This is a genomic window from Flavobacteriales bacterium, assembly GCA_025210295.1.
GTDB lineage: Bacteria > Bacteroidota > Bacteroidia > Flavobacteriales_D > Parvicellaceae > S010-51.
In genome coordinates this window covers 138486-159413 of record JAOASC010000048.1, presented here as the reverse complement: position 1 = coordinate 159413, position 20928 = coordinate 138486, and the positions used below count along the sequence as shown (strand labels likewise).

The 20928-nt window shown below is 33.5% G+C and carries 21 protein-coding genes; 11 read left to right on the top strand and 10 right to left on the bottom strand.

Going from position 1 to position 20928, the window contains the following annotated elements:
* Positions 1 to 25 precede the first annotated feature (25 nt).
* The 3 genes from N4A35_16910 to N4A35_16900 all read right to left on the bottom strand — a co-directional run bounded on the left by N4A35_16910 (position 26) and on the right by N4A35_16900 (position 3141).
* The gene (locus tag N4A35_16910) at positions 26 to 1786 is read right to left on the bottom strand and encodes a hypothetical protein (protein ID MCT4583094.1); all 1761 of its coding nucleotides are present in this window, start codon (positions 1784 to 1786) and stop codon (positions 26 to 28) included.
* Positions 1787 to 1844: 58 nt separating this feature from the next.
* On the bottom strand, positions 1845 to 2606 hold the full coding sequence (locus tag N4A35_16905) for a hypothetical protein (protein MCT4583093.1): 762 nt from the start codon (positions 2604 to 2606) through the stop codon (positions 1845 to 1847).
* Between the two features lie 73 nt (positions 2607 to 2679).
* Positions 2680 to 3141 carry a nuclear transport factor 2 family protein gene (locus N4A35_16900; GenBank protein MCT4583092.1) on the bottom strand — a complete coding sequence of 154 codons (462 nt, stop codon included), beginning with the start codon at positions 3139 to 3141 and terminating at the stop codon, positions 2680 to 2682.
* 281 nt (positions 3142 to 3422) lie between these two features.
* Here N4A35_16900 and N4A35_16895 point away from each other — a divergent pair, with 281 nt between their 5' ends.
* The 6 genes from N4A35_16895 (at position 3423) to N4A35_16870 (ending at position 10143) form a co-directional block, all read left to right on the top strand.
* The gene (locus N4A35_16895) at positions 3423 to 3800 is read left to right on the top strand and encodes a hypothetical protein (GenBank protein ID MCT4583091.1); all 378 of its coding nucleotides are present in this window, start codon (positions 3423 to 3425) and stop codon (positions 3798 to 3800) included.
* A 273-nt stretch (positions 3801 to 4073) separates the two neighbouring features.
* Positions 4074 to 6566, top strand: coding sequence for a DNA cytosine methyltransferase (locus N4A35_16890; protein MCT4583090.1), 2493 nt, complete (start codon positions 4074 to 4076; stop codon positions 6564 to 6566).
* Between the two features lie 8 nt (positions 6567 to 6574).
* Complete coding sequence (locus N4A35_16885; protein MCT4583089.1) at positions 6575 to 7777, top strand: hypothetical protein; 1203 nt, start codon at positions 6575 to 6577, stop codon at positions 7775 to 7777.
* 167 nt (positions 7778 to 7944) lie between these two features.
* On the top strand, positions 7945 to 9150 hold the full coding sequence (locus N4A35_16880; GenBank protein ID MCT4583088.1) for a GTP-binding protein: 1206 nt from the start codon (positions 7945 to 7947) through the stop codon (positions 9148 to 9150).
* A gap of 22 nt (positions 9151 to 9172) precedes the next feature.
* Complete coding sequence (locus N4A35_16875) at positions 9173 to 9634, top strand: hypothetical protein (protein MCT4583087.1); 462 nt, start codon at positions 9173 to 9175, stop codon at positions 9632 to 9634.
* Between the two features lie 11 nt (positions 9635 to 9645).
* Complete coding sequence (locus N4A35_16870) at positions 9646 to 10143, top strand: hypothetical protein (GenBank protein MCT4583086.1); 498 nt, start codon at positions 9646 to 9648, stop codon at positions 10141 to 10143.
* Positions 10144 to 10168: 25 nt separating this feature from the next.
* On the opposite strand, the gene N4A35_16865 is transcribed toward N4A35_16870, so the two are convergent.
* The 7 genes from N4A35_16865 to prfB all read right to left on the bottom strand — a co-directional run bounded on the left by N4A35_16865 (position 10169) and on the right by prfB (position 16575).
* Entirely contained in the window at positions 10169 to 11041 is an 873-nt protein-coding gene (locus N4A35_16865; GenBank protein ID MCT4583085.1) for an SDR family oxidoreductase, read from the bottom strand.
* A gap of 272 nt (positions 11042 to 11313) precedes the next feature.
* Positions 11314 to 11886, bottom strand: a complete 573-nt coding sequence (locus tag N4A35_16860) for a Crp/Fnr family transcriptional regulator (GenBank protein ID MCT4583084.1) — start codon at positions 11884 to 11886, stop codon at positions 11314 to 11316.
* Between the two features lie 5 nt (positions 11887 to 11891).
* A complete protein-coding gene (locus tag N4A35_16855) occupies positions 11892 to 13160 on the bottom strand; it encodes a DUF819 family protein (GenBank protein ID MCT4583083.1) in 1269 nt (422 codons plus the stop codon).
* 394 nt (positions 13161 to 13554) lie between these two features.
* Positions 13555 to 14577, bottom strand: a complete 1023-nt coding sequence (locus N4A35_16850; protein MCT4583082.1) for a zinc-binding dehydrogenase — start codon at positions 14575 to 14577, stop codon at positions 13555 to 13557.
* A gap of 20 nt (positions 14578 to 14597) precedes the next feature.
* Entirely contained in the window at positions 14598 to 15077 is a 480-nt protein-coding gene (gene rnhA / locus N4A35_16845) for a ribonuclease HI (GenBank protein ID MCT4583081.1), read from the bottom strand.
* Between the two features lie 36 nt (positions 15078 to 15113).
* Complete coding sequence (arsC, locus tag N4A35_16840) at positions 15114 to 15455, bottom strand: arsenate reductase (glutaredoxin) (protein ID MCT4583080.1); 342 nt, start codon at positions 15453 to 15455, stop codon at positions 15114 to 15116.
* 37 nt (positions 15456 to 15492) lie between these two features.
* Positions 15493 to 16575 (bottom strand): peptide chain release factor 2, encoded by a 1083-nt coding sequence (prfB, locus tag N4A35_16835; GenBank protein MCT4583079.1) that lies wholly within the window; start codon positions 16573 to 16575, stop codon positions 15493 to 15495.
* Positions 16576 to 16852: 277 nt separating this feature from the next.
* On the opposite strand from prfB, the gene N4A35_16830 reads away from it, so the two are divergent.
* From N4A35_16830 to N4A35_16810, 5 genes are all read left to right on the top strand, one after another.
* Positions 16853 to 17446 carry an LON peptidase substrate-binding domain-containing protein gene (locus N4A35_16830; GenBank protein ID MCT4583078.1) on the top strand — a complete coding sequence of 198 codons (594 nt, stop codon included), beginning with the start codon at positions 16853 to 16855 and terminating at the stop codon, positions 17444 to 17446.
* Positions 17447 to 17495: 49 nt separating this feature from the next.
* On the top strand, positions 17496 to 18383 hold the full coding sequence (locus tag N4A35_16825; GenBank protein MCT4583077.1) for a hypothetical protein: 888 nt from the start codon (positions 17496 to 17498) through the stop codon (positions 18381 to 18383).
* Between the two features lie 84 nt (positions 18384 to 18467).
* Positions 18468 to 18983 (top strand): ferritin, encoded by a 516-nt coding sequence (locus tag N4A35_16820; protein ID MCT4583076.1) that lies wholly within the window; start codon positions 18468 to 18470, stop codon positions 18981 to 18983.
* Between the two features lie 485 nt (positions 18984 to 19468).
* The gene (locus N4A35_16815) at positions 19469 to 19993 is read left to right on the top strand and encodes a YfiR family protein (protein MCT4583075.1); all 525 of its coding nucleotides are present in this window, start codon (positions 19469 to 19471) and stop codon (positions 19991 to 19993) included.
* Between the two features lie 4 nt (positions 19994 to 19997).
* A complete protein-coding gene (locus N4A35_16810; GenBank protein MCT4583074.1) occupies positions 19998 to 20927 on the top strand; it encodes a hypothetical protein in 930 nt (309 codons plus the stop codon).
* Position 20928: the final 1 nt, after the last annotated feature.

Genomic DNA, 20928 nt, shown 5'->3' with positions numbered 1-20928 from the left:
TTTTGCGCTTCGTCAATTGCTACTTTTATTTGTTAAAGTTAAACTGTATTTGCCAAAGCCCCTCAGTTCTGTTGATATTTAATTCTCTTTCAATGGGAAGAATGGGATAGCCTTTACTGTCTAAGTAATTGAGGTTTTCAAATTCCTTAAGGTCGGATTTACTTGTTTTAATTGTTAGTTTAGATTGGTTCATTAACCTTAACGCTTTTTTCAGCATCCAAGTTTTATACTGTTTACCTTTTACTTCAATAGAGTCTATTACAGGTTTCATGTGAAAACTAATCTTGTCAGCTTCAGTATCAATTATTGGGGTTAGATGGAAACCGAAGTGATTAAATGGTAAATTAATCTGTGGTCGTATACCTAGAAACCGCCTTAAATGAACAGTTAATTTTAAATCGAAATAAATATTCCCATCCTTGTTCATTTTTAAGTCATTAATGTCTTTAATAAAAATATGAGAGTACCCCTCGTCGTAGCGTTTTATTTTCTTTGAGATGTTTATTTTCAACTCATCACTAGTTATCAAAGCCTCTTTTAACATTGATTTAAAAAAATAGTCTGTAAAATTGATCGAAATGGAATTGGATTCAAAGAGCATGGGAGAAACAGTAGAGTCTATAAAGGAGACACCTAAACCTTTTTCATCAATAAATAGTTGTTGGGTAAAGTTTTCTGTATTTAACAGTAGATGATCTAGACTAGCATTTTCGATTTCTAGAGGCAACTCCAAAGGGGTATTTAAATCTATATCCATATTGGCTGTAGGTAAAAATAAATCTGTTAATTGCCAAGCAATACTTTTATCTATAATTGGAGGAGAATTTTTGATGTCTAAATAATATAGGATGGGTTTAAGAGACAATACTCCAGAGGTATCTTTTATTGGTACAAGTTGTAGCTGCATTTCTTTTATAGATAATGTTAAAACTTTCAATCCTGCTTGAGTCATTTTAAGTTTAATATCTTGAATTTTTAATTCGAAAGTGTTGTTTTCTAAATTGTAGATGATGTCACTTGTACCTGGGGTTATGATTTCAAGGTTAGAATCTTCTTCTTTTACTTTTTGTTGGTTATTTAATAATAGCTGATTGAGTATTTTATCTAATGAAGAGAGAGGGATTTCAACACCAGCTATGCTTGGCTCACGATCATATTTTACATCACTCTTTTCTTTTTTGGGAAACCCATTAGATGATAGTATGAAGTATTTACCTAAATATTTCAATGTTTCTGAAGATATTTTACCGACACTTTTGTCAACTTCTAAAGCTTTTTGACGAAGTTGAATTAATTCTTCTAAAGCTATCTTTTCTTTATCGAGATAGGTCTCTAAACTTTTTAGATCATTGTCAGAGATGGGGAGGCCAATAGATTTTAACAAACGAAGATTTAATTTTTTGTCAATAGCAGAACAGCTTTCAATTTTACTCAGCAGGTTTAAAGCATTTAAACTTAGTTCTCCAAGAACTTGATGATTGTCAGATAATACTTCGATTGTGTTACCTGTAATTTGAAAAGATTCACCAATGGTTGCGGAAGAAAAGCTTTCGACTTCACTCTTTGTTATTTTCCCATCTTCAATAATGTCTTTGAGCTTTTCTGTTGGGGAAGGAATTATACCTTCCAAAGGGTTTAAAGGAATACTTGAGGTTGGATTAGAGCCTTTGGAGGAAAATATGCCAGCAGGATCATGAGCTTTTTTTAAAATTTTCAGTAGTTGAGCATCGTTTGCTTGATAAATTAAAAGAAACAAAAGGAGTAGTTGGATTTTCGGTTGATGCATTTCAATGAATTTGTATTGGTTAGTTATCACTGTTTTTTATAAAACAAACGGAGGACGTTCATTGTTTTTTAATCATCTCAATTTTAAAGTATTTAATGTCAACGCCAAAGTTTGAGTCTTCAGCTAAGTATAAAACATGGTCATTAATCCAAAAGGCATCTCCAATTACACAAAGTGACCTGTTGGTTGTTTTTTCAAAGGCTTCACCCAATAAAACTACTTTTTTGAAACTTTTATCAAAACGTTCTTGGATAAAATAAGTGTAGCATTGTTGCCCCCCGAAGTGACCATTTAGTCTATATTTTTTGGTGGGTGATGATTTAATAACTTCAGGATTACCTGTTTGTACTGTTCTTTCACCGTTTTTCAAGTTGAAACTTACATCTATTGAATGTCCCCCTTCACACAGTAATATATCCTCTTCGGGGTAATATGCAACGAAAGCGTAATAATCGTCTATTTTTATTGTTCTATTTCTTCTATCTCGTAATTTTAAAACGACAGGAGGTTCCATCGCTGTATCATCAAATTCAGCGATGTTTTTAAGTCGTTTTTTCGCTTCATAGAAGTCGGTAATTTTTAAAAAATCATCATTTTTATAACCACTTTTAGCCTTGGTAGAAAAAAAATGAAGAGAATCAATTGCTTCAATAATTAAGAGGTGTTTACCGTTTTTAGTAATTATGGTGTCCGTTTTTTTGATTATTACTTCAGAGGTAGAAGTTGTGTTTTTTTTATTTCCTAGTCCCGCATTACAACTAAGGAATAAGATAAAAGCCAAATTGATGAATAATATGTTAACGATTTTTTGTTTCAACATAGATGTTTGTTAATTGTTCTTTAGGGAACTATGGCAGACTATTATATCAACGAAAGTTAATAGAAAACTACTTTTACTCCTCACATCCTTTTCTTCTTCTGGTGTCTACCAAATAAGTAATTAACCAGCCTTTTTGGGTATCTCTAAATAGTTGAAAGTTGTTGACGCCGCAATGACTAAATTTTCCATCTACGTAGAATTTATAGTTGGTCCATACTGTTGCCATTGGGCCATCAATCATGATTTGGTAATCAATAAGCTGTTCTTTAATGTTAATAGAATCTGGGATGCTAACAAGGCTTTTAAAAAAGTCATTTACACTTTCAGTTTTAATCCTGGCATTTCCATTTTGATCAGTTCCCGTGGTTTGCATTTTGTTGTCAGGATGAAAACTTGAGCGTAAAGCAGTGGTGTCCTTATTGTGAAAGTGATGAAAGAAAGTGTCTATAGTCTTTTTTATTAGGTCTTTTTCAGAATTTTGAGCTTTTGTATAAGGGCTAAAAGCCAGGGTTAGGAGAATGATAAAATATTTCATGAGTAGCGATGTCAATTGTTGTGATGGCAAGATAACCAATTTCTGATTGGTAATGGGTAAGAAACTATTGCTTTTTATAGCGAAAATTTAGTGGGGAAGATAGAACATTAAAGCTTGGTTGGGTATAGAAGACGTGAGTTGGGGCTTTATACCTAGTGAGTTATGTTAAACTCTTATTCTTGATGTTTAAGCTTTAAATTAACTATCTTTATAGAGGAATACTTAATGTTAAATCAACACCCTCGTCAAAGTTTAAAATGGAGGAGTTTTAATTAAAAAAAATGGCACAATTAATATTTGGGAAAAATCAACAAATTGAATTTGCTTCAAATCAAGAGTTCTTTGAAGCTTTAGGTTTTTTATCTAAAAATGATGGCACGACATCAATACATTGGGAACATAATGAAAATCAAGGAGCATGGGGAAGTGAAGGAAGAATTCATTGTTATCGAAATATAGAGCGTTTTCCTCGAGCTTTTAGAGCAGCCTTTACAGCTGGTGTAGGTAAAATTATACATAGAGTTAATTGTAATGAATATATTCGCTATATAGTTGTTCATTATGGTTTTCAAATTGGAACTGAGCAGGATGTAGCTGAAATTAGGCAAGCTATCTCAAATGTAGATATTACTCATTTTGATAGAGGGTTGCAGTTGTGATATAAACATTTTTATTTTTCTTCTATAGTAGATTAAATAGGTTGAAAGTCGTTTAAATGATAGGAGAATAACGCTTGTTTTGTTTTTTACTCTTATTTGTTGTCTTTCCTTATTAGATTGTTTATAGTCAATCGACCGAAATCCAGTCGAATTAAATAATGTCTAAAGTTATTGTTGGTAGTAGGTTTCGATTATTAGTGATTGTATAGCGTTTGGAGCTAAAAAAACAATAGCCTTGGGATAAAACTCAATTTATGTTTACATTTGCTAAATATGAAAAAACCATTAACATACATAAGTCTGTTTAGCAGTGCAGGAGTAGGATGCTATGGTTTTAAACAAAATGGTTTTGAATGTATCGCAACGAATGAGTTGTTGGCAAAACGACTTAAAATTCAGGCTTTTAATAATAAGTGTCGATACGAAAGTGGTTACATAAGTGGAGATATTTCTAAAAGCGATGTTAAACAGCAGCTTTTAGCCGAATTAGAACTTTGGAAAACCAAACATAAAATTAGTGCACCAGATGTTTTAATTGCAACTCCTCCATGTCAGGGAATGTCTGTTGCCAACCATAAAAAAAATGATGAAAAGTCGAGAAACTCATTGGTGGTTGAATCGATTAAATTGACCAATAATATACTGCCGAAATTTTTTGTTTTTGAGAATGTTAGGGCATTTTTAACAACAACATGTACAGATGTAGACGGTGTTGATAAACCAATTCAGGAAGCTATTAGGGAGAACCTAGGTGGAACCTATAATATTCTTTCAAAAATAGTTAACTTCAAGGAATATGGAGCCAATTCAAGTAGGACTAGAACATTGGTGATTGGGGTAAGAAAGGATATTCTTAACATTACTCCTTATGATATTTTTCCTAAGAAACAAAAGTCAAAAACATTAAGGGAGTTGATAGGAGATTTACCGTCATTAACGAAAATGGGAGAGATTTCTGAGGATATTTATCATTCGTACAGAGCGTTTGATTTAAGGATGTTGCCTTGGATTGAAAACCTTAATGAGGGACAGTCGGCTTTCGAAAATGTTGAGCCAACTCGTATCCCCCATCGAGTAATTAATGGGGAGGTTGTATATAATAAAAGTAAAAACGGGAATAAGTATGCTCGTTGGTATTGGGATAAAGAAGGCCCTTGTGTACATACTAGAAACGATATTTTAGCAAGCCAAAACACCGTGCATCCGTCAGATAATAGAGTGTTTTCTATTAGAGAGTTAATGAGAATGCTGTCCATTCCAGAGTCATTTGAATGGTCTGACATTAAAGCAGCGACTCTTAATGAAATGACGGAGTTGGATAAAACAGCATTCTTAAAAAAAGAAGAATTGAATATTAGACATTGCTTAGGAGAAGCCGTACCTACAGGAGTTTTTAAAAGTATAGCTTCCAATATTAAGCAAGTAAGTAAGTATCAAAGTCTGTCGATTGCTCAAATTAATGCGCTAGAAGCAAAATATGAGCTCAATCAAACAGAGCATATCATTGCGTTCATTGAATCGAACTTTAAAAAATATTCTTTAGACAATATTTTCCTTATTGCAGAGCATTCCAATTCTGAAAGACTAAACACCAGTGCCTACTTTACAAGAAAAGACATTGCATACTCGGTTATTAAAGATTTGCCTCAACTTAAAAAGAAAAAGAAAATTAGAATTCTAGAACCATCTGTTGGTGTTGGTAATTTTATTCCGTTGTTGTTTCAAAAATATGAAGATAAAGAGGAGGTCATTCTTGATGTTTGTGACATTGATCGTAATTCTTTACAGATTCTAAAAACAATTCTAGCTAAAGTTAAAGTTCCTAGAAATTTTAAAATTAACTATAAACATACCGATTTCTTGGATTGGAATTGTAAGGTGAAATATGACATTGTAGTAGGAAATCCTCCTTATGGTAAGGTAACCAAAAATAAAGCATTACTAGAAAATTATAAACAGGGGGCTTACAATACCAATACTAATAATATTTTTTCTTTCTTTATTGAAAAATCATTGCGTTTAGGAGGCGTGGTGTCTTTAGTTGTACCAAAGAGCTTGTTAAATGCACCAGAGTTTGGTAAAACGAGAGAACTTTTAAAAAAGCATGATTTACAGAAAATATGTGATTATGGAGAAAAAGCATTTAAAGGAGTAAAGATAGAAACAATCAGCTTTTTATGTGCTTCTTCAGCTTCCGATAGCGATACTATTACCATAGAAAGTTATATTCAACAGACCTACCAAGAACAAAGTAAAAGTTATTTGTTGTCTGATGAATTTCCTTATTGGTTGATCTATAGAAATGATCAGTTTGATGAGGTTGTTGCTAAAATGCAACTCAATATTTTTAACAGTTTCAGAGATCGCCAAATAACGAAATCTCTGACCCAATCTAAAGGGAAAGTTAGGGTGTTAAAATCAAGAAATATTGGGAATAATGAGATTAAGGCAATTGAGGGGTATGATTGTTATGTGGATGAAATTGAAGAATTTGCAGTTTCAAAGTTTTACAATGAATCAGGAATCGTAATGGTTCCGAATTTAACTTATTATCCCAGAGCGAGCTTTTTACCCAAAAATGCCATAGCAGACGGTTCTGTAGCTTTGTTGACCTTGAAAAATGGAAGTCGCTTACCAACTCAAAAAGATTTGGAGTTTTATAGTACCAAAGAATTTGAAGATTATTATCGAGTAGCGAGAAATTTTGGAACACGGTCTTTAAATATAGATAATAACTCGGTGTTTTTCTTTGGGTTGTTAAAGTAGTTGAATAAATGATAGTTGAGATTCAAAAATACTTCCAACAATTTGATTTTGATGTCAGGAAAACTAAGGACGCCAGGTTTATGGACCAAAAGGTTACCCCTGATGTGTTGAGTATTATTGCAGATTGTGTATTGAATTTCGATGCTGATAGAGCTGTTGAGTTTACCAAAGACGATATCTGGAATGATGACTATTTTAATTTCAATGTTAAAGCTATTTTTAATAAGCCAGATGTACAAAATAAAACAACTCGTCAAGAGTATGATAAGTTTACATCACAACCCTTAAGAACATTAGCGTATGCTGGGGTGCTGTTCCTGCAAAAGAAAGGAAGAAAAAATTATTACCAGATTAAGAACAGGTCCATCCTTGAATTTATTGCAATGAAGGAAAGAAATGCCTATTTATTTCTCTATTATTATTTACACAAAGTACTTTCTGATAGCAAGGAATTGAAGCATTTTGAAGCATTTAAAGCTAAATGTATTGCTGGAACAGTTGATAACGAAAGCTTTGAAGTGTTAAAGTCGCGCTTTCAACGCTTTATTATAGGTAATACGCCTATTAATGGAACAACTGAGGTTAATCGTATTTTTCCTAAAATATTAAACGTATATGCTTGCCAAAACAATATTCAAGGAACTCAAAAAGGAAGACTTTCTTCTCATCAATTTTATTATACTGACTTGATGTATAACCGCCCAAATTGGCGAGATAAAGGGAAGAATAAGAGTACTTCAAGAAATGAGGTCATACAAGAGCACGAGGCATTGATGATGCAGCAAAGTGAAGCCTATTCAGATTATCAGGTCCAGAAAGTGATGAAAATGATACGTAAAATGTATCAGCAAAGTGAAGTTAAAGACCAATGGGCTAATGGAGAAGCTACTCAGGTGCATCATATCTTTCCTAAATCAGAATTTCCGGAGTTAGCACATTGCTTCGAAAATTTAATTAAACTAACCCCAACACAACATTTTACCAAAGCGCATCCTAATAACAAAACAAGCGTTGTAAATAAAGATTATCAGTTAGTATGTTTATTGGCAAAAGTTGATAGTATTGAGGAATCTTTAAAAAAAGGGGAGTTCATTTACAGAAAGGAATCCTTGATTTATGTCATCAATATTGGGCTCTCACAACAACTAGATTTACAATTGGATTTTAGAGCAATAAAGGAAGCGCTGAGCAATATTTATAATTCGATATAAGTTGATTGCTGGCTTTTTTGAGAGGTTTTCTTTTTCATTACAATATTAAATTAATAGCTTCCATTCTTATTCTTTTTTTTATATTTGCAACATTGTTGCAAGAGATGTATGTTCGTTAATAGGGGATGCATGAAATAAATTTAAAAGTAAATCGGTAGATAATGAGTATTAAAAAACTTCCAGTAACTGTTTTAAGTGGTTTTCTTGGAGCAGGAAAAACGACATTGCTTAATCATATTTTACACAATAAAAAAGGGCTAAAGGTAGCAGTGATTGTTAATGATATGAGTGAGGTAAATGTAGATGCAGATTTAGTGAAAAGTGAGCAGTCACTTTCAAGAACAGAAGAGAAGTTGGTGGAAATGAGTAATGGATGTATTTGCTGTACATTGAGGGAGGATCTAATGGTTGAAGTGGAGCGGTTGGCAAAAGAAGAGCGTTTCGACTATTTGTTAATAGAAAGTACAGGAATCAGTGAACCCGTGCCAGTAGCACAAACTTTTAGTTTTGTAGATGAGGAGAACGGAATTGACTTATCGAGGTTTAGTTATGTTGATACGATGGTTACTGTAGTCGACGCCTATAATTTTTTTAAAGATTTTGGAAGTCCTGAAACGTTGATGGATAGACAAATGACAGATATTGAGGGGGATTATCGGACAATTGTAAATTTATTGACTGATCAAATTGAGTTTGCAAATGTAATTGTAATTAATAAAGTAGATTTAGTTCCAAAAGACACGTTGGGAGTGTTGAAAGCATCCATCAAAAAGTTTAACCCATCAGCAAAAATTATTGAGTCAACTCATGGGAAAATAGCACCCGAAGAAATTTTAAATACAGGGCTTTTTGATTTTGAAGAAGCTGAGCAAAGTGCTGGTTGGATTGAAGAGCTAAAAAAAGATGAGCATACCCCGGAAACAGAGGAATATGGGATTAGTTCATTTGTATATAGAAGTAAAGAGCCATTTGATCCAGAAAAATTTTGGCGATATGTTCAACATCAATTTCCCAATACCATAATCAGAAGTAAAGGCTTATTCTGGCTTGCATCTCGCCCTAATCAAGCGCTGGTTTGGGGACAAGCTGGAGGTTCTTTACGAGCCGATAGTGCAGGAGTATGGTGGAGTAGTATGCCTTTTGAACGAAGAACACAGTTTGTTTCGTATTTGGAAAATAGACAAGAGATAGAGGGGAGTTGGGATAGTACCTTTGGTGATCGTAAAAATGAAATTGTATTTATTGGTCAGTCAATGAATGAAGAACAGATTAGAGCTGATTTAAATGCTTGTTTGATCAGTAAAAATGACTTGGTTTCAAATGATTGGAAAAGAGGTTATGGAGACGAATGGCCAATTGAAAAAGTATATTAAATAACTGATAAAAAAAGAAAATATGATTACAAAAGAACAAGTGATAGAAGCTCAAGAGCAATGGGGAAGAGGGGTTGTTAAAATAGGAGCTTTAAAAGAGGATAGGCTAGCATGTGAAAAGTATACAGAGGAGTTTTTAGACAAACAATATGCATTTGAATTAGGAGAGGTGTTGTTTAAACCAACGAAGTGTGCGTTAGAGCAGTTTAGACCAACAAAGCAAAAAGCAAAATCTTATTTTATTGCTGGAGAAGATAGAAGTTGTGAAGAGGATAAAGGCTTTGCAATTCAACCATGGTTAAAAGTAAGATTTGAAAATTCAGGAATTATTTTAGAGGCGTCAAGGGCAATAGCTATGGGGAACTATTTCTTTTCAGATGTTAATGGTGAAGAAGTCAAAGTAGAGTATACTTTTGGGTATCAGTTAGTCGATGGGAATTTAAAAATAGATTTGCACCACTCATCATTTCCATATCAACAATAAGTTAAAAAGGAATGAAAAAGCATTTATATTTTGTTTGTCCAACAGACTATTTAGAAGCAAAAATTGAAGACTTTTATAATGAAGAAAGCTATTACTATACTTCATTGGGAAACTCATTAGACCTTAAAGGGGAAAATATAAATGAGTTAATTCATTTGATAGAGGTAAAAGGTATAGATGAAATCATTTTTGTGTTGTCCAATGAAAATGAAGTTGTGCGTCAAATTGTAAATAAGGAATATTATACTTTTTTTAAAGGTTTTAATAGGCTTTATTATAAGGTGAATAAGTATAATTCTACCATGGCTAAATTATGGGAAAGTTATGATGAGAAAGATTTAATAGCTGCTTTTTTAAGCACTCGGATTAAAGAAATGCAAGCAATGCTTCAAACGCAAATGGGAGGAAAAAATATAAAAGTAGATGGTAAGATTTTCGATAGGGTGAATAATCAATTCCAAGCCATTCAACCGTGTTTGTTTAAGCGGAAGTTGTATGATTTAAATTAAAGTGCTTATGTTTAAAACGCTCAATCTATTTAGGTTGAGCGTTTTTTTGTGCAACAATATTCCTAAAAAAGTCTAGTAGTTTTTTAGAGCCGTACTGAGGAGCAATATTGTCATTAGCCATGGCAGTTAAAAAGAATTCAATAGGGCCATAGGTTTTAGAAGAGGTAAAGGTACGTAAAGTCCAAATCAAAAATAACCTTGTCCAATTGGGGAAGTATGTGATTTTTATTGGTTTATCCCAGACTGTTAAAGCTAATTTTGCTATGTCATTTTGACTAAGTATTTCTGGACCTCCTATGGAAGCTTCAGTATTGTTGGACTCCATCATATTTACGCAAGCTGTTGCTAAGTCTTCACCATGTATGGGGTTGAGTTGGAAGTTGCCATTTCCAAATAGATATACTCGTCCTCCCTTAGCCATGTATAGAAAATCTTGCATGTCAGAGAAAAAACCATTAGGTCGAATGATAGATGAATGAATGTTGGCGGCTTGTAAAGCGTCAACAAACTTTTCTTTTGCTTCAAATATTTTAAGGTGCCTGAGTAGGTGACCATTAATTGCAGAAATGTATTGAAAAGACTCTACATGGTGTTGAAGAGCATCAGAAAGCAAATTCATATTCCCTTGGAAGTCTACATCCATGTATGTTAGGTTGTCTTTTTGTCTCGTAATCCCTATGGTTGAAAACACCCAGTCTATACCTGAGGTAATGTTTGCTATAGTTGCTGGCTGAGTAATTGTCCCAATAAAAATATCATCAACATCCTCAAATAGCTCTTGTTGAGATTTTTTACGGATTAATACACGAACCCAATACCCTCGTTTTTTTAATTCCTTTACCAAATATTGTCCAAGGTAACCAGTTGCTCCAGCAACCAAAACTTTTTTCGTATTCATCTTTTTTTTATGCAAAGCTAGAGGTATGAAAATGACTTCTTCTTGACGAACGTCAAGAAAGTATTGGTTAGCTACTATTGATGCTAAATTTCAAGAAGTGAATGGTCCTCTAATTATAGATGGCCTAATGTTAAAAATTAAATTAAAGAATAAAAATAGAGAGTGTTGGAGCATACGTTACTCCATGGACTAAGATGTTTCTTGAATTAAAAAGAAAAACTTATTGTTGAAGTGCTCAATGAAATAGAGTGATAAAAGATAAAATAGTGATACTACTTTTTAAATATACGTGCTTTTATACGACTTAAGGTTTCTGGAGATACCCCTAAAAAAGAAGCAATGTATTGTTGAGGGACGCGTTGAAATAATGCTCCTTGTTGTTCTGATAAAGCCCTGTATCGCTCTTCAGGTGATTGGGTAACAAAAGATGCGATTATTTTTTGACAAGTAATCAATTCGTTTTCAGTAGCAACTCTTGCTATAATTTCGAACTTTGGAAGTTGTTGTAATAATAAATCTGTTTTATTTTTTTTAAAGATGATTACTTCTGTGGGTTCAATAGCTTGATAGTTCTCTCGAGCTGGAATGTTAAAGGTGTAGCTTTCGCCAGCGCAAATAAACTGATTTTCAGTATAGAAAAAAGCGGTCTTTTCGTTGCCATTTACATTGTAAAACAAACGAATACAGCCCTGTGTTACAAAGTATATTTCATCAGAAATTTTACCCTCAGATAAAAGTAACTCATTTTTAGTTAGTGTCCGTATAGTAATGGCGTTACTTAGTAATTGCTCTTCAGTGGGAGTCAGGTCAATGTATGGTTGTATTGATTTTAGTAACTGTTGCATGGTTATTAGCCTCCAATTTGAATGCTTTGCATAAGGACAGCACAAAGCCAAGCTCCTCCAGTTCCTACGGCATAACCCATAACAGCAAGCAGTACGCCAACAGGAGCTAAGGATGGACTAAAAGCAGAAGCGACAACTGGTGCAGATGCTGCTCCACCAACATTGGCTTGGCTACCAACGGCAACAAAGAAGAAAGGAGCTTTAATGAGTTTGGCAACAAGCAACATTAAAATGGCATGAATAGACATCCAGATAAAACCAACTAAAAATAATCCAGGGCTTTCAGCTATTGCAAAAATATCCATGTGTGTACCTATGGTTGCAACTAAAACATAGAGAAATAAACTACCAACTTTAGAAGCTCCTGCACCCTCGTATTTTCTTAGGTTAGTAAATGATAAGCCAACCCCAATAAATGTGGCAAGTACAATTAACCAGAAAAAACCACTGGTTAAAGAAGAAAGGCCAATACTTGCTAAGAAGTCTTTACTTTCTTTTAGTAGCGGAGCAATAATGTCGGCTCCAAAATGGGCTAAGCCGGTTCCTGCTAAACCGATAGCGGAAATAATCATTAGGTCTGTAGTAGATGGGATTTTAGCAATTTTTTTTGCTAATGTTTCCATCTTGTTTTTTAAAGCATTAATTGCCGAAGAATCAGCTTTTAGTTTTTGATCAATCTTATTTGAAATACCTGTGCCGTATAATAGAATAGCCATCCAAACATTGGCAACAATAACGTCTACCACTACCATTTTAGAAAAAATATCATTAGGCGTTTCAAATATTTCTTTCATAGCGGTTTGGTTGGCCCCACCACCAATCCAGCTTCCTGCTACAGTTGCTAAGCCTCTCCAGACTTCTCCAGCATCAGCCCCCAGAATATTAGGAGCTATTGATGCGATAATAAGCAGAGCAATTGGACCTCCAATGATAATACCTAGTGTTCCCGTAAAGAACATGACCAAGGCTCTCCATCCTAATTTAGCAATACCTTTTAAATCAATACTTAAGCACAATAAAACTAAACTAGCAGGTAGTAAATAACGAGAAGCAACAAAGTATAATCGACTATACTCTCCTGAAATAATGTTTAAGGAATTAAACAAAGCAGGAATAAAATAACAGAGTAAAAGTCCTGGGATAATTTTATAAAATCCTTGAAAACTAGAAAGTGTTTCAGAGTAAAAGATTCCTCCTAAAATTAAAATAAGTATACCTAAAACTACAGCATCATTCTTGATTAAAGGAGCTTTTTCGATAAGGTGTAGCCCCATTTTAGCTTGGTTGACAACTTGATTGTTGTAAAGTAAAGTTACCTCAATGTCATGCTCTCCTTTAGTGAGCCCTTCAATAAAAAAAGGCTTTAATGCATCAAACTGGAGCGTGTCAGCATTAAGTGTAAAACGTACAACATCATAAGGCTTGTTGACCAGAAAATGACAGTCAATCAAAAACAGATTGGTTTCATCTAAAAAATAATTTCCCCCTCCTTGAGAGTTAGTAATGAGCGTATAGCTTTCTAGTGATTCAATGTTTTGCTCTTCAAGTGGAGTTACAGTTGTTTTTCCAATAGATTGAGGGCTGCTATTGCTGAATATGTTGAGCGCACTAAAGAGCGCAATCAAAAATAAAATGTATTTCATGTCATAAATTTAATAAACGAGATTTCTACCACTCCACAATGATTTTACCTTTAGATTTTCTACTCTCGAGTAGAGCATGTGCATCACCAATGTTTTCATATTTAAAAGTGCCACCAACGTAAGGCTTTAAAGTGCCTTCTTCGGTAAGTTTCACTACGGCGTCTAAACAACGTTTAATTACTTGCGGTTTTTCGTCTGCAATATGAAGCATGTTTACTCCAATAATAGCCTGTGAATGTAGTAACATCTGAATAGGAGAATAAATTCCAAATTTCCAAGCTAAATCTAATGTTGGTAACATCCCTTTCCCTTTTCCAGATCGTTCAGCTACTCCATATAAAACAGAGCGTCCTCCTTTTTGGAGTAAGCGCGCATCTTTTTTAAACGTAGATCCTCCAACAGAGTTAAAGGCAACGTCTAATTTGTTACCGCCTAATATCTTTCGAATTTCGGATTCGTAATTGGTTGTTGTATGGTTGATAGGGTGGTGGACACCATTACTTTTGAGGTATTCAAATTTTTCATCACTACTAGTTAGACCAAAAATGGTACAGCCTCTTAGTGTCAACAGTTGGGCCAGAGCTGTTCCTACTCCACCAGCTGCTGCATGCATCAATACATTGTCTCCTTCAAAAACAGAAACACACTCATAAGCCATAAAATAGGCCGTGCTGTATTGAGTAGCGAGTGCTAGCGCTTCTCCAGCTGGTAAGTTGTTAGAAATTTCTGCCACTCCTGCGGCTTTAGTTTTGGCATATTCAGCATAACCTCCAAAGCGGGTCATAGAAACAACGCGTTTTCCGATTAAGTGGCTGTTAGTTTCGTTGGCAACTTCTTCAATAACCCCAACAACATCATAACCTAAGATACTCGGTAGTGCTGGTGCTTCTTTGTAGAGGCCTTGTCTAGCCATTACGTCGGCAAAGTTTAATCCAAAAGCTTCTACTTTTATTAAAACTTCATCTTGGGCTAGAGTAGGTTTGTCAACTGTTCTAATCTCAAATGCTTGGTGGGCTTCCCCATGTTTTGTTAATACTGCTGCTTTCATGACTGTTTGTATCTTGATCACTAAAATAGTGAGTTTTCTCCTCGTTGTTCTTTTTCAAACCATTCGTCAATTAAATGGTTTTCTTTGTTATTGGCTGCTTTTACTGCAAGTTGATCACAGACTTCATTGTACTTGTTACCAGCATGCCCTTTTACCCAAGTAAAGGAAACTTGATGTTTAGGATATATCCTTAAAAAACGTTTCCAAAGGTCAGCGTTTTTCTTCCCTTTAAATCCTTTTTTTACCCATCCAAAGACCCATTTTTTTTCAATGGCATCAATTACGTACTTAGAGTCAGAATATATTTTGACCAAATGGCCATCACCTTTTAGCTGTTCTAGCGCTGTAATAACAGCCAAAAGTTCCATCCTGTTGTTCGTTGTCATACGGTATCCCTGATTGACTTCTTTGTAAAATTTTCCAGCCATAAAAACAATTCCATAACCTCCTGGTCCTGGGTTTCCTAAGGCAGATCCATCCGTATATATTGTAATGTTCATGTATAATCGCGAAGTGTATGCAGTAGTTGGAGTAAATTATTGGATTAAGTCAATTACATTTTCTATTGGACGCCCAATCACAGCTTTGTCTCCTTTTACAATAATTGGACGTTCGATTAATTTAGGATAGGTAAGCATAGCGTCTATCCATTCCTCTTCAGAAAGTTCTTTGCCCTTAAAATGCTCTTTAAAATCTTTTTCTCCTTTTCTAATTAGCGCTTGAGCAGGGATATTTAATTGTTTGAGAATGGTCTTTAACTCGGTTTTGGTTAAAGGTGTTTTAAGGTATTCTATTGTTTCAAATTCAAGCCCTCGTTCCGTTAATAGATTAAAACTATTTCTACTTTTCGAACATCTAGGATTGTGATATATTTTCATGTCTTATGTGTGATTAAAATTTTGTTTCAGCTGTTTTTTATCCTCCAAACTCCATCAGATAAGCTTTAAGGAAAGCATCAATTTCGCCGTTCAATACCGCTTCTGTATTGCTGGTTTGGTGGTTCGTTCTGTGGTCTTTAACACGTCGATCATCCAAAACATAGCTTCTAATTTGAGAGCCCCATTCAATGTTCTTTTTTTCAGATTCTATTGCATTACGAGCAGCTTGTTGTTTTCGTTGTTCAATCTCAAACAATTGAGATTTTAATAACTGCATGGCTTTTTCTTTGTTCCCTAACTGAGATCGAGTTTCTGTATTTTCAATAATGATTCCAGAAGGCTTATGTCGAAGTCTAACCCCTGTTTCTACTTTGTTTACGTTTTGCCCTCCTGCACCACCAGAACGGAATGTCTCCCATGTGATGTCGCCAGGGTTAACTTTAATTTCTATAGAATCGTCTACTAATGGGTAAATATACGCAGAGACAAAAGAAGTGTGTCGTTTAGCGTTAGAATCAAAGGGAGAAACTCTTACCAGTCGGTGCACTCCATTTTCACCTTTTAAATAACCAAAAGCAAAATCACCTTCAATCTCCAAGGTAACTGTTTTTACTCCAGCAACATCACCTGCTTGGTAGTTGATTTCTTTGACTTTCATATCGTTCTTTTCTGCCCACATGATGTACATACGCATTAGCATACTTGCCCAATCACAACTTTCTGTACCTCCTGCACCAGCAGTCAGTTGAAGAACAGCATTTAAAGAATCTTCTTCAGCACTCAACATGTTTTTGAATTCTAATTCTTCTACTTTTTCTAAAAGTGTATCATAAGCTTCCTGTACTTCTTCTTCAGTAGCTTCTCCATCTTTGCAAAAGTCAAAAAGTACTTCCAAATCATCGCATTCTTCTCGAACAGCCTCATAAGCAGCAACCCAATATTTCTTGTGCTTTAATTTTTTCAATAAAGCTTCAGCCTCTTTGGGCTTATTCCAAAAATCAGGATCTTGCGTTCTAAGGTCTTCCTCTTCTATTTGCATTTTCTTTTCCCCAATCTCTAAGTAGCCATGTAAAGCATCTAATCTTTTTGAAATGTCTTTTAGTTGTTCCTGTGTAATCATTGTTATTCGTTAAAGAGAATGAATGACTACGAAGTTAAAAGAATTCTATTCAAATAGAATGATAATGTTAAAAAAGTAAGGAGGATAATTGATTGTGGAGTTGTTTTTAGTTGTTTTAAAGTGTTGACTGTTAGGTTTTTGAGGTGTTTTAGTTAAAGTAATTCATAGTTGGGTGTGAATATCCTTTGAAGGAGAGTCTTGAAAGGACGAAAAAAATAAAGAATCTTTGTAGTGTAATTAGAAATTGAGTAACAATCGGGGTGATTACAGATAAAGTATGAGGTATAATAATGAAGTAATAGGGCTCTTTCCTTTGAGGTTGTTTTTGCTACATCAAGAACAGACAACTTTGCATGTTAATGAGCCAAAGTTCTTGCAGTTAGTCAACGATTGTTTATATCAGGAGGCGTATTTTGGAATTCCATTTCAATCAAAAACAAAATTACATGAATATGGTTGTGTAGTCAAAATTGTAGAAGTGACTAAACAATACAGTAATGGTAATCTTGATATTGTTGTAGAGTGTGTACAAAATTTTAAGCTGAATTCATTTGTAGCGCAGAAAGAGAATAGCCTGTATCCTGATGGTCAGCTAACATTGATTGATAATTCTTTGATTACTCCTAATGATGAGTTGATTGAATTGGCTAATAATTATAACCAATTGTTGTTTGAAACAGAATTGTCTCATTCTCCTTATGTCGATATTCAGCATATCGTTAGTTTGTTAAGTTTAGCGGATGAAGAAAAATTGAAGCTGTTCAAATACAAACCCTTAAAGAAAATTCAGTTTTTAATTCATAAGTTGAAGTTTATGTCTATTTTGGTTCGTCAAGAGCGATTAGTAGAACACCAATATCATTTGAATTAACTTGGCATTGTCTTTGGCAAGATGGAAGAATAACCTAAGATTTATAGTTGTGAGATTGATTCTTGTTTTTTTGATTGTATTCCCGTTCGTTTCTAAAGCTCAGTTGCTTGATAATCGAGAGTGCTTAGTTTTTTCTGATGCACCATTCTTTTATACTAAATTCATCCAACAAAACCAGATTAAACAAATTACTGGTGTTATTTCTACAAAGAAAAACTTGCAAGTCATAGAGCAACGCAATTTAGTGAATACGTATGTTTTTGATCAAAAAGGACGTTTGAGTAAACAGTACCGTTCTTTTAATGGCTCTAATTCAAAAGATACCACTTTTATTACTTATCACTATAATGAAAATGATGTGGTAGAAGTGCAAAGAACAAGTGATAGTTATGGTTTTTTTTCTAATAATTATACCTTTAATGAAGCAGGAGATGTGTTAAGTAAAACCTATTGTAGAGATGAGAATTTGAGTCGTAGGAATAACTTCAAATTAGGGAAACAACACATTATTGTTCAAGAAACGTTTAGTTATGAAAAAAGTGATTCTACCTTAAGCAAAAGTACTTACAACAGTCATGGTAAAAAATATCAAACAATTACAAGTTTTTATAATGAACATGGACTGAAATATAAGGAAGAAAAAAAACTGCTGATTAATAAGAAAAAGAGCATTACGAATTATCAGTATGATGATAAAGGAAATGTTAGTGAGAAGACAGTTTACCCAGATTTTAATAAGTCTTATCATACGACCACAAAATATCAGTATGATGTGTTGGGGAATCTAGAATATATTGATGAGTACAAAAACGATACACATGTTACGCACAAAGAAATTATTTACAATAAATCAACATTGTTAATGAAAGCATTGTTGATTCAAGATATTGAAACAAACTATATCAAAATTATAAAATATTCTTATCAATACTGGTAGTCAAAGCTGTTAACAAATAAATTGTTTTTATTACTTCATTAATCAACGTATTTTAAATAGATTTGGGGTAGAAAAACGAATATTATGTTAAAAGAAAAAATACAAACAGCATTAAACAAGCAAATAGAGTTGGAACAGTCGTCGTCGCAGTTTTATTTGGCAATGGCATCTTGGTCAGAATCTTTAGGACTTACAGGTACGTCTAATTTTTTATACAAGCATAGTGATGAAGAGCGTTTTCATATGCTTAAATTAATTCGTTTTGTTAATGAACGAGGAGGGAATGCCTTGATTCCTGGTTTGAGCCAACCACCAAAAGAATTTGATTCACTTTCAAATATTTTTGAATTGTTATTAGAACATGAGCTCAATGTAACTGAAAGTATCAATAATATTGTGGATTTGTGTTTGAGCGAAAAAGACTACACAACCTATAATTTTATGCAATGGTATGTCTCTGAACAAATGGAAGAAGAAGCTTTGGCAAGAACCATTTTAGATAAATTACAAATGATAGGTACTGATAAAGGAGGGTTGTATATGTTTGATAGAGATTTGGAAACTATGGCACAAAGCTTGTCGATAGAAGGAAACGAATAAACAAACCATAAAAGCCATAAGTTTTTAGTTATCAATAAGATTTTAATTATATTATTTTTACTTTTTGTAGGAGGTGTTGTTAACAGTTCTTATGGGCAGTATCGGGATCCTTCTTCTAAAAAGAAAAGAAAGAAGAAACGTCCCAAGGGAAAGCCTTTATTTCAAAAGAAAAATAAGCCATTAAAAGCTGGGGCAAATCCATTTAGTGGTAGACCTCAAAAATCATATCGAACAGATGTAAACTTAAGTCCTTTTGCAACTAAATCTAGAAAGAAGCACCAGAGAAAGGTGAAGAAAAGAAGTAAAAGGCAAGGCCAAATTAGTGATAAAAGGAGGGCAAATAAGAAAGTCCCCAAAAAAACATTTGGTAAAAATAAATAGCGCTTTTAGTGAAAATAGTGTAATGGCATAATTTTGGTAATGCTTAAAATTGTCTGTAAATTTTTATTATATTGCATACTGGTAATGTAATTTCCAAAGAGATTGTGAAATATCTATTATACATATTGGTTTTTATTATATACAGTTTTTCTACTGTGTATGGGCAGTCTAGTGCTGAAAAAACAAATAATAAAATTAAGGGCATTTACGTCTATCAGTTTGCAAAAAATGTAGATTGGCCCCAAAAGTATAAAACAGGTAGTTTTACAATAGGGGTTTTAGGAGATAAAAGTTTTTACGAACAATTGAAAGGAGCTTATACAGGAAAACAAGTTGGAGGACAAAAAATTGAAGTGGTTTTTTACGCTTCAATAGAAAAAGTACAGAGCCCCCATTTATTGTATGTTTCACCGTATAATAAAGAAACAGCAATAGCATTAGCAAAAAAATTGAAGAAAGATAAAACGTTAATAATAGGAGAAGAGAAAGGACTGTTAAATAATGGTATTATTATTAATTTTTTATCTAAAGATAATAAGTTGGCTTTTGAAATAAGTAAATCCAACGCTAAAAAGAAAGAATTGGTTATTAGCCAAACGTTAACGCGTTTAGCTGTAGATGTGCTATAAGAAAATGAAAGTTAAAAACTACATATCATTTTTATTAGCTACAGTTTTTGTAGGTTTATCTAGCTATGGGCAGAACTATAATAAGTACTGTTTGTATACCGATTATTCTGTTAAAGCTTATGAAAAGGGAGCGTACAAAAAAGCAATAGCTTTAATGGATTCTGCAATTATTAATTGTAAAGAAGAAAATGATAATGCAGTAAATTGGTATAACTTATCGTTGTATTATAAGGCTTATTATAAACAATCAAAAGATCTGTCTTTGAGAGAAAAAATTCTTGAAATAACGCTAAAAGCTCAGGAGAAAGATGTGAATAATGAGTTGGAGCCTCAATTGAAGTCTTCGCTTAGGAACTTAGCAAATACCTATAAGAATGAACTGAACCTTTATCTTAATGATACCTCAGGAGTTTTTCTAGCTAAAGCTGTAGAGAAACATGGAGAGTATAAGTCTGTTTATCGATTGGCAGATCAAGAAAAAGATTTTACAAAAGAAGATGTTTTAGTTTTTAATATTTTAGGAAGTAGATATGATACTAAATACAGTAACAACAAAGAGAAGTATAGAGCATATTTAGATTCTTCAATTTTGTACTATTCTAAATCCATTGAACTGGATTCTAATCAGGCAGAAATATATAATGCGATAGGTTTAATTTATTTTAATCAGGCGGTAGATATTATCAACGCATTAGATTATGAAGCTGACTTGCAAATGGTGATGGAGTCTGATGCCAAGAAAGCAGATTTAGCGATGAAAGGATTGCCTTATTTTGAAAAAGCATTAAATGCCGATCCTAATAATGGTGAAATTATATATGCACTTGCAGGTTGTTATAAGATTCTCAATTTTGATGAAAAATATAGAACTTATCTAGAGATGCTTAAAGAGAAAGCCCCTGATTATTATAATGCAGTATATACATTTGATTAAT

Excerpts from the sequence above, each read along its gene's own strand:
- N4A35_16850 (MCT4583082.1), bottom strand. The coding sequence starts at position 14,577 with ATGAAAGCAGCAGTATTAACAAAACATGGGGAAGCCCACCAAGCATTT.
- arsC (MCT4583080.1), bottom strand. The coding sequence starts at position 15,455 with ATGAAAATATATCACAATCCTAGATGTTCGAAAAGTAGAAATAGTTTT.
- N4A35_16855 (MCT4583083.1), bottom strand. The coding sequence starts at position 13,160 with ATGGGGCTACACCTTATCGAAAAAGCTCCTTTAATCAAGAATGATGCT.
- N4A35_16910 (MCT4583094.1), bottom strand. The coding sequence starts at position 1,786 with ATGCATCAACCGAAAATCCAACTACTCCTTTTGTTTCTTTTAATTTAT.
- N4A35_16810 (MCT4583074.1), top strand. The coding sequence starts at position 19,998 with ATGAAAGTTAAAAACTACATATCATTTTTATTAGCTACAGTTTTTGTA.
- N4A35_16895 (MCT4583091.1), top strand. The coding sequence starts at position 3,423 with ATGGCACAATTAATATTTGGGAAAAATCAACAAATTGAATTTGCTTCA.
- N4A35_16830 (MCT4583078.1), top strand. The coding sequence starts at position 16,853 with ATGAGGTATAATAATGAAGTAATAGGGCTCTTTCCTTTGAGGTTGTTT.
- N4A35_16885 (MCT4583089.1), top strand. The coding sequence starts at position 6,575 with ATGATAGTTGAGATTCAAAAATACTTCCAACAATTTGATTTTGATGTC.
- N4A35_16905 (MCT4583093.1), bottom strand. The coding sequence starts at position 2,606 with ATGTTGAAACAAAAAATCGTTAACATATTATTCATCAATTTGGCTTTT.
- N4A35_16890 (MCT4583090.1), top strand. The coding sequence starts at position 4,074 with ATGAAAAAACCATTAACATACATAAGTCTGTTTAGCAGTGCAGGAGTA.
- N4A35_16900 (MCT4583092.1), bottom strand. The coding sequence starts at position 3,141 with ATGAAATATTTTATCATTCTCCTAACCCTGGCTTTTAGCCCTTATACA.
- prfB (MCT4583079.1), bottom strand. The coding sequence starts at position 16,575 with ATGATTACACAGGAACAACTAAAAGACATTTCAAAAAGATTAGATGCT.
- N4A35_16820 (MCT4583076.1), top strand. The coding sequence starts at position 18,468 with ATGTTAAAAGAAAAAATACAAACAGCATTAAACAAGCAAATAGAGTTG.
- rnhA (MCT4583081.1), bottom strand. The coding sequence starts at position 15,077 with ATGAACATTACAATATATACGGATGGATCTGCCTTAGGAAACCCAGGA.
- N4A35_16875 (MCT4583087.1), top strand. The coding sequence starts at position 9,173 with ATGATTACAAAAGAACAAGTGATAGAAGCTCAAGAGCAATGGGGAAGA.
- N4A35_16860 (MCT4583084.1), bottom strand. The coding sequence starts at position 11,886 with ATGCAACAGTTACTAAAATCAATACAACCATACATTGACCTGACTCCC.
- N4A35_16865 (MCT4583085.1), bottom strand. The coding sequence starts at position 11,041 with ATGAATACGAAAAAAGTTTTGGTTGCTGGAGCAACTGGTTACCTTGGA.
- N4A35_16870 (MCT4583086.1), top strand. The coding sequence starts at position 9,646 with ATGAAAAAGCATTTATATTTTGTTTGTCCAACAGACTATTTAGAAGCA.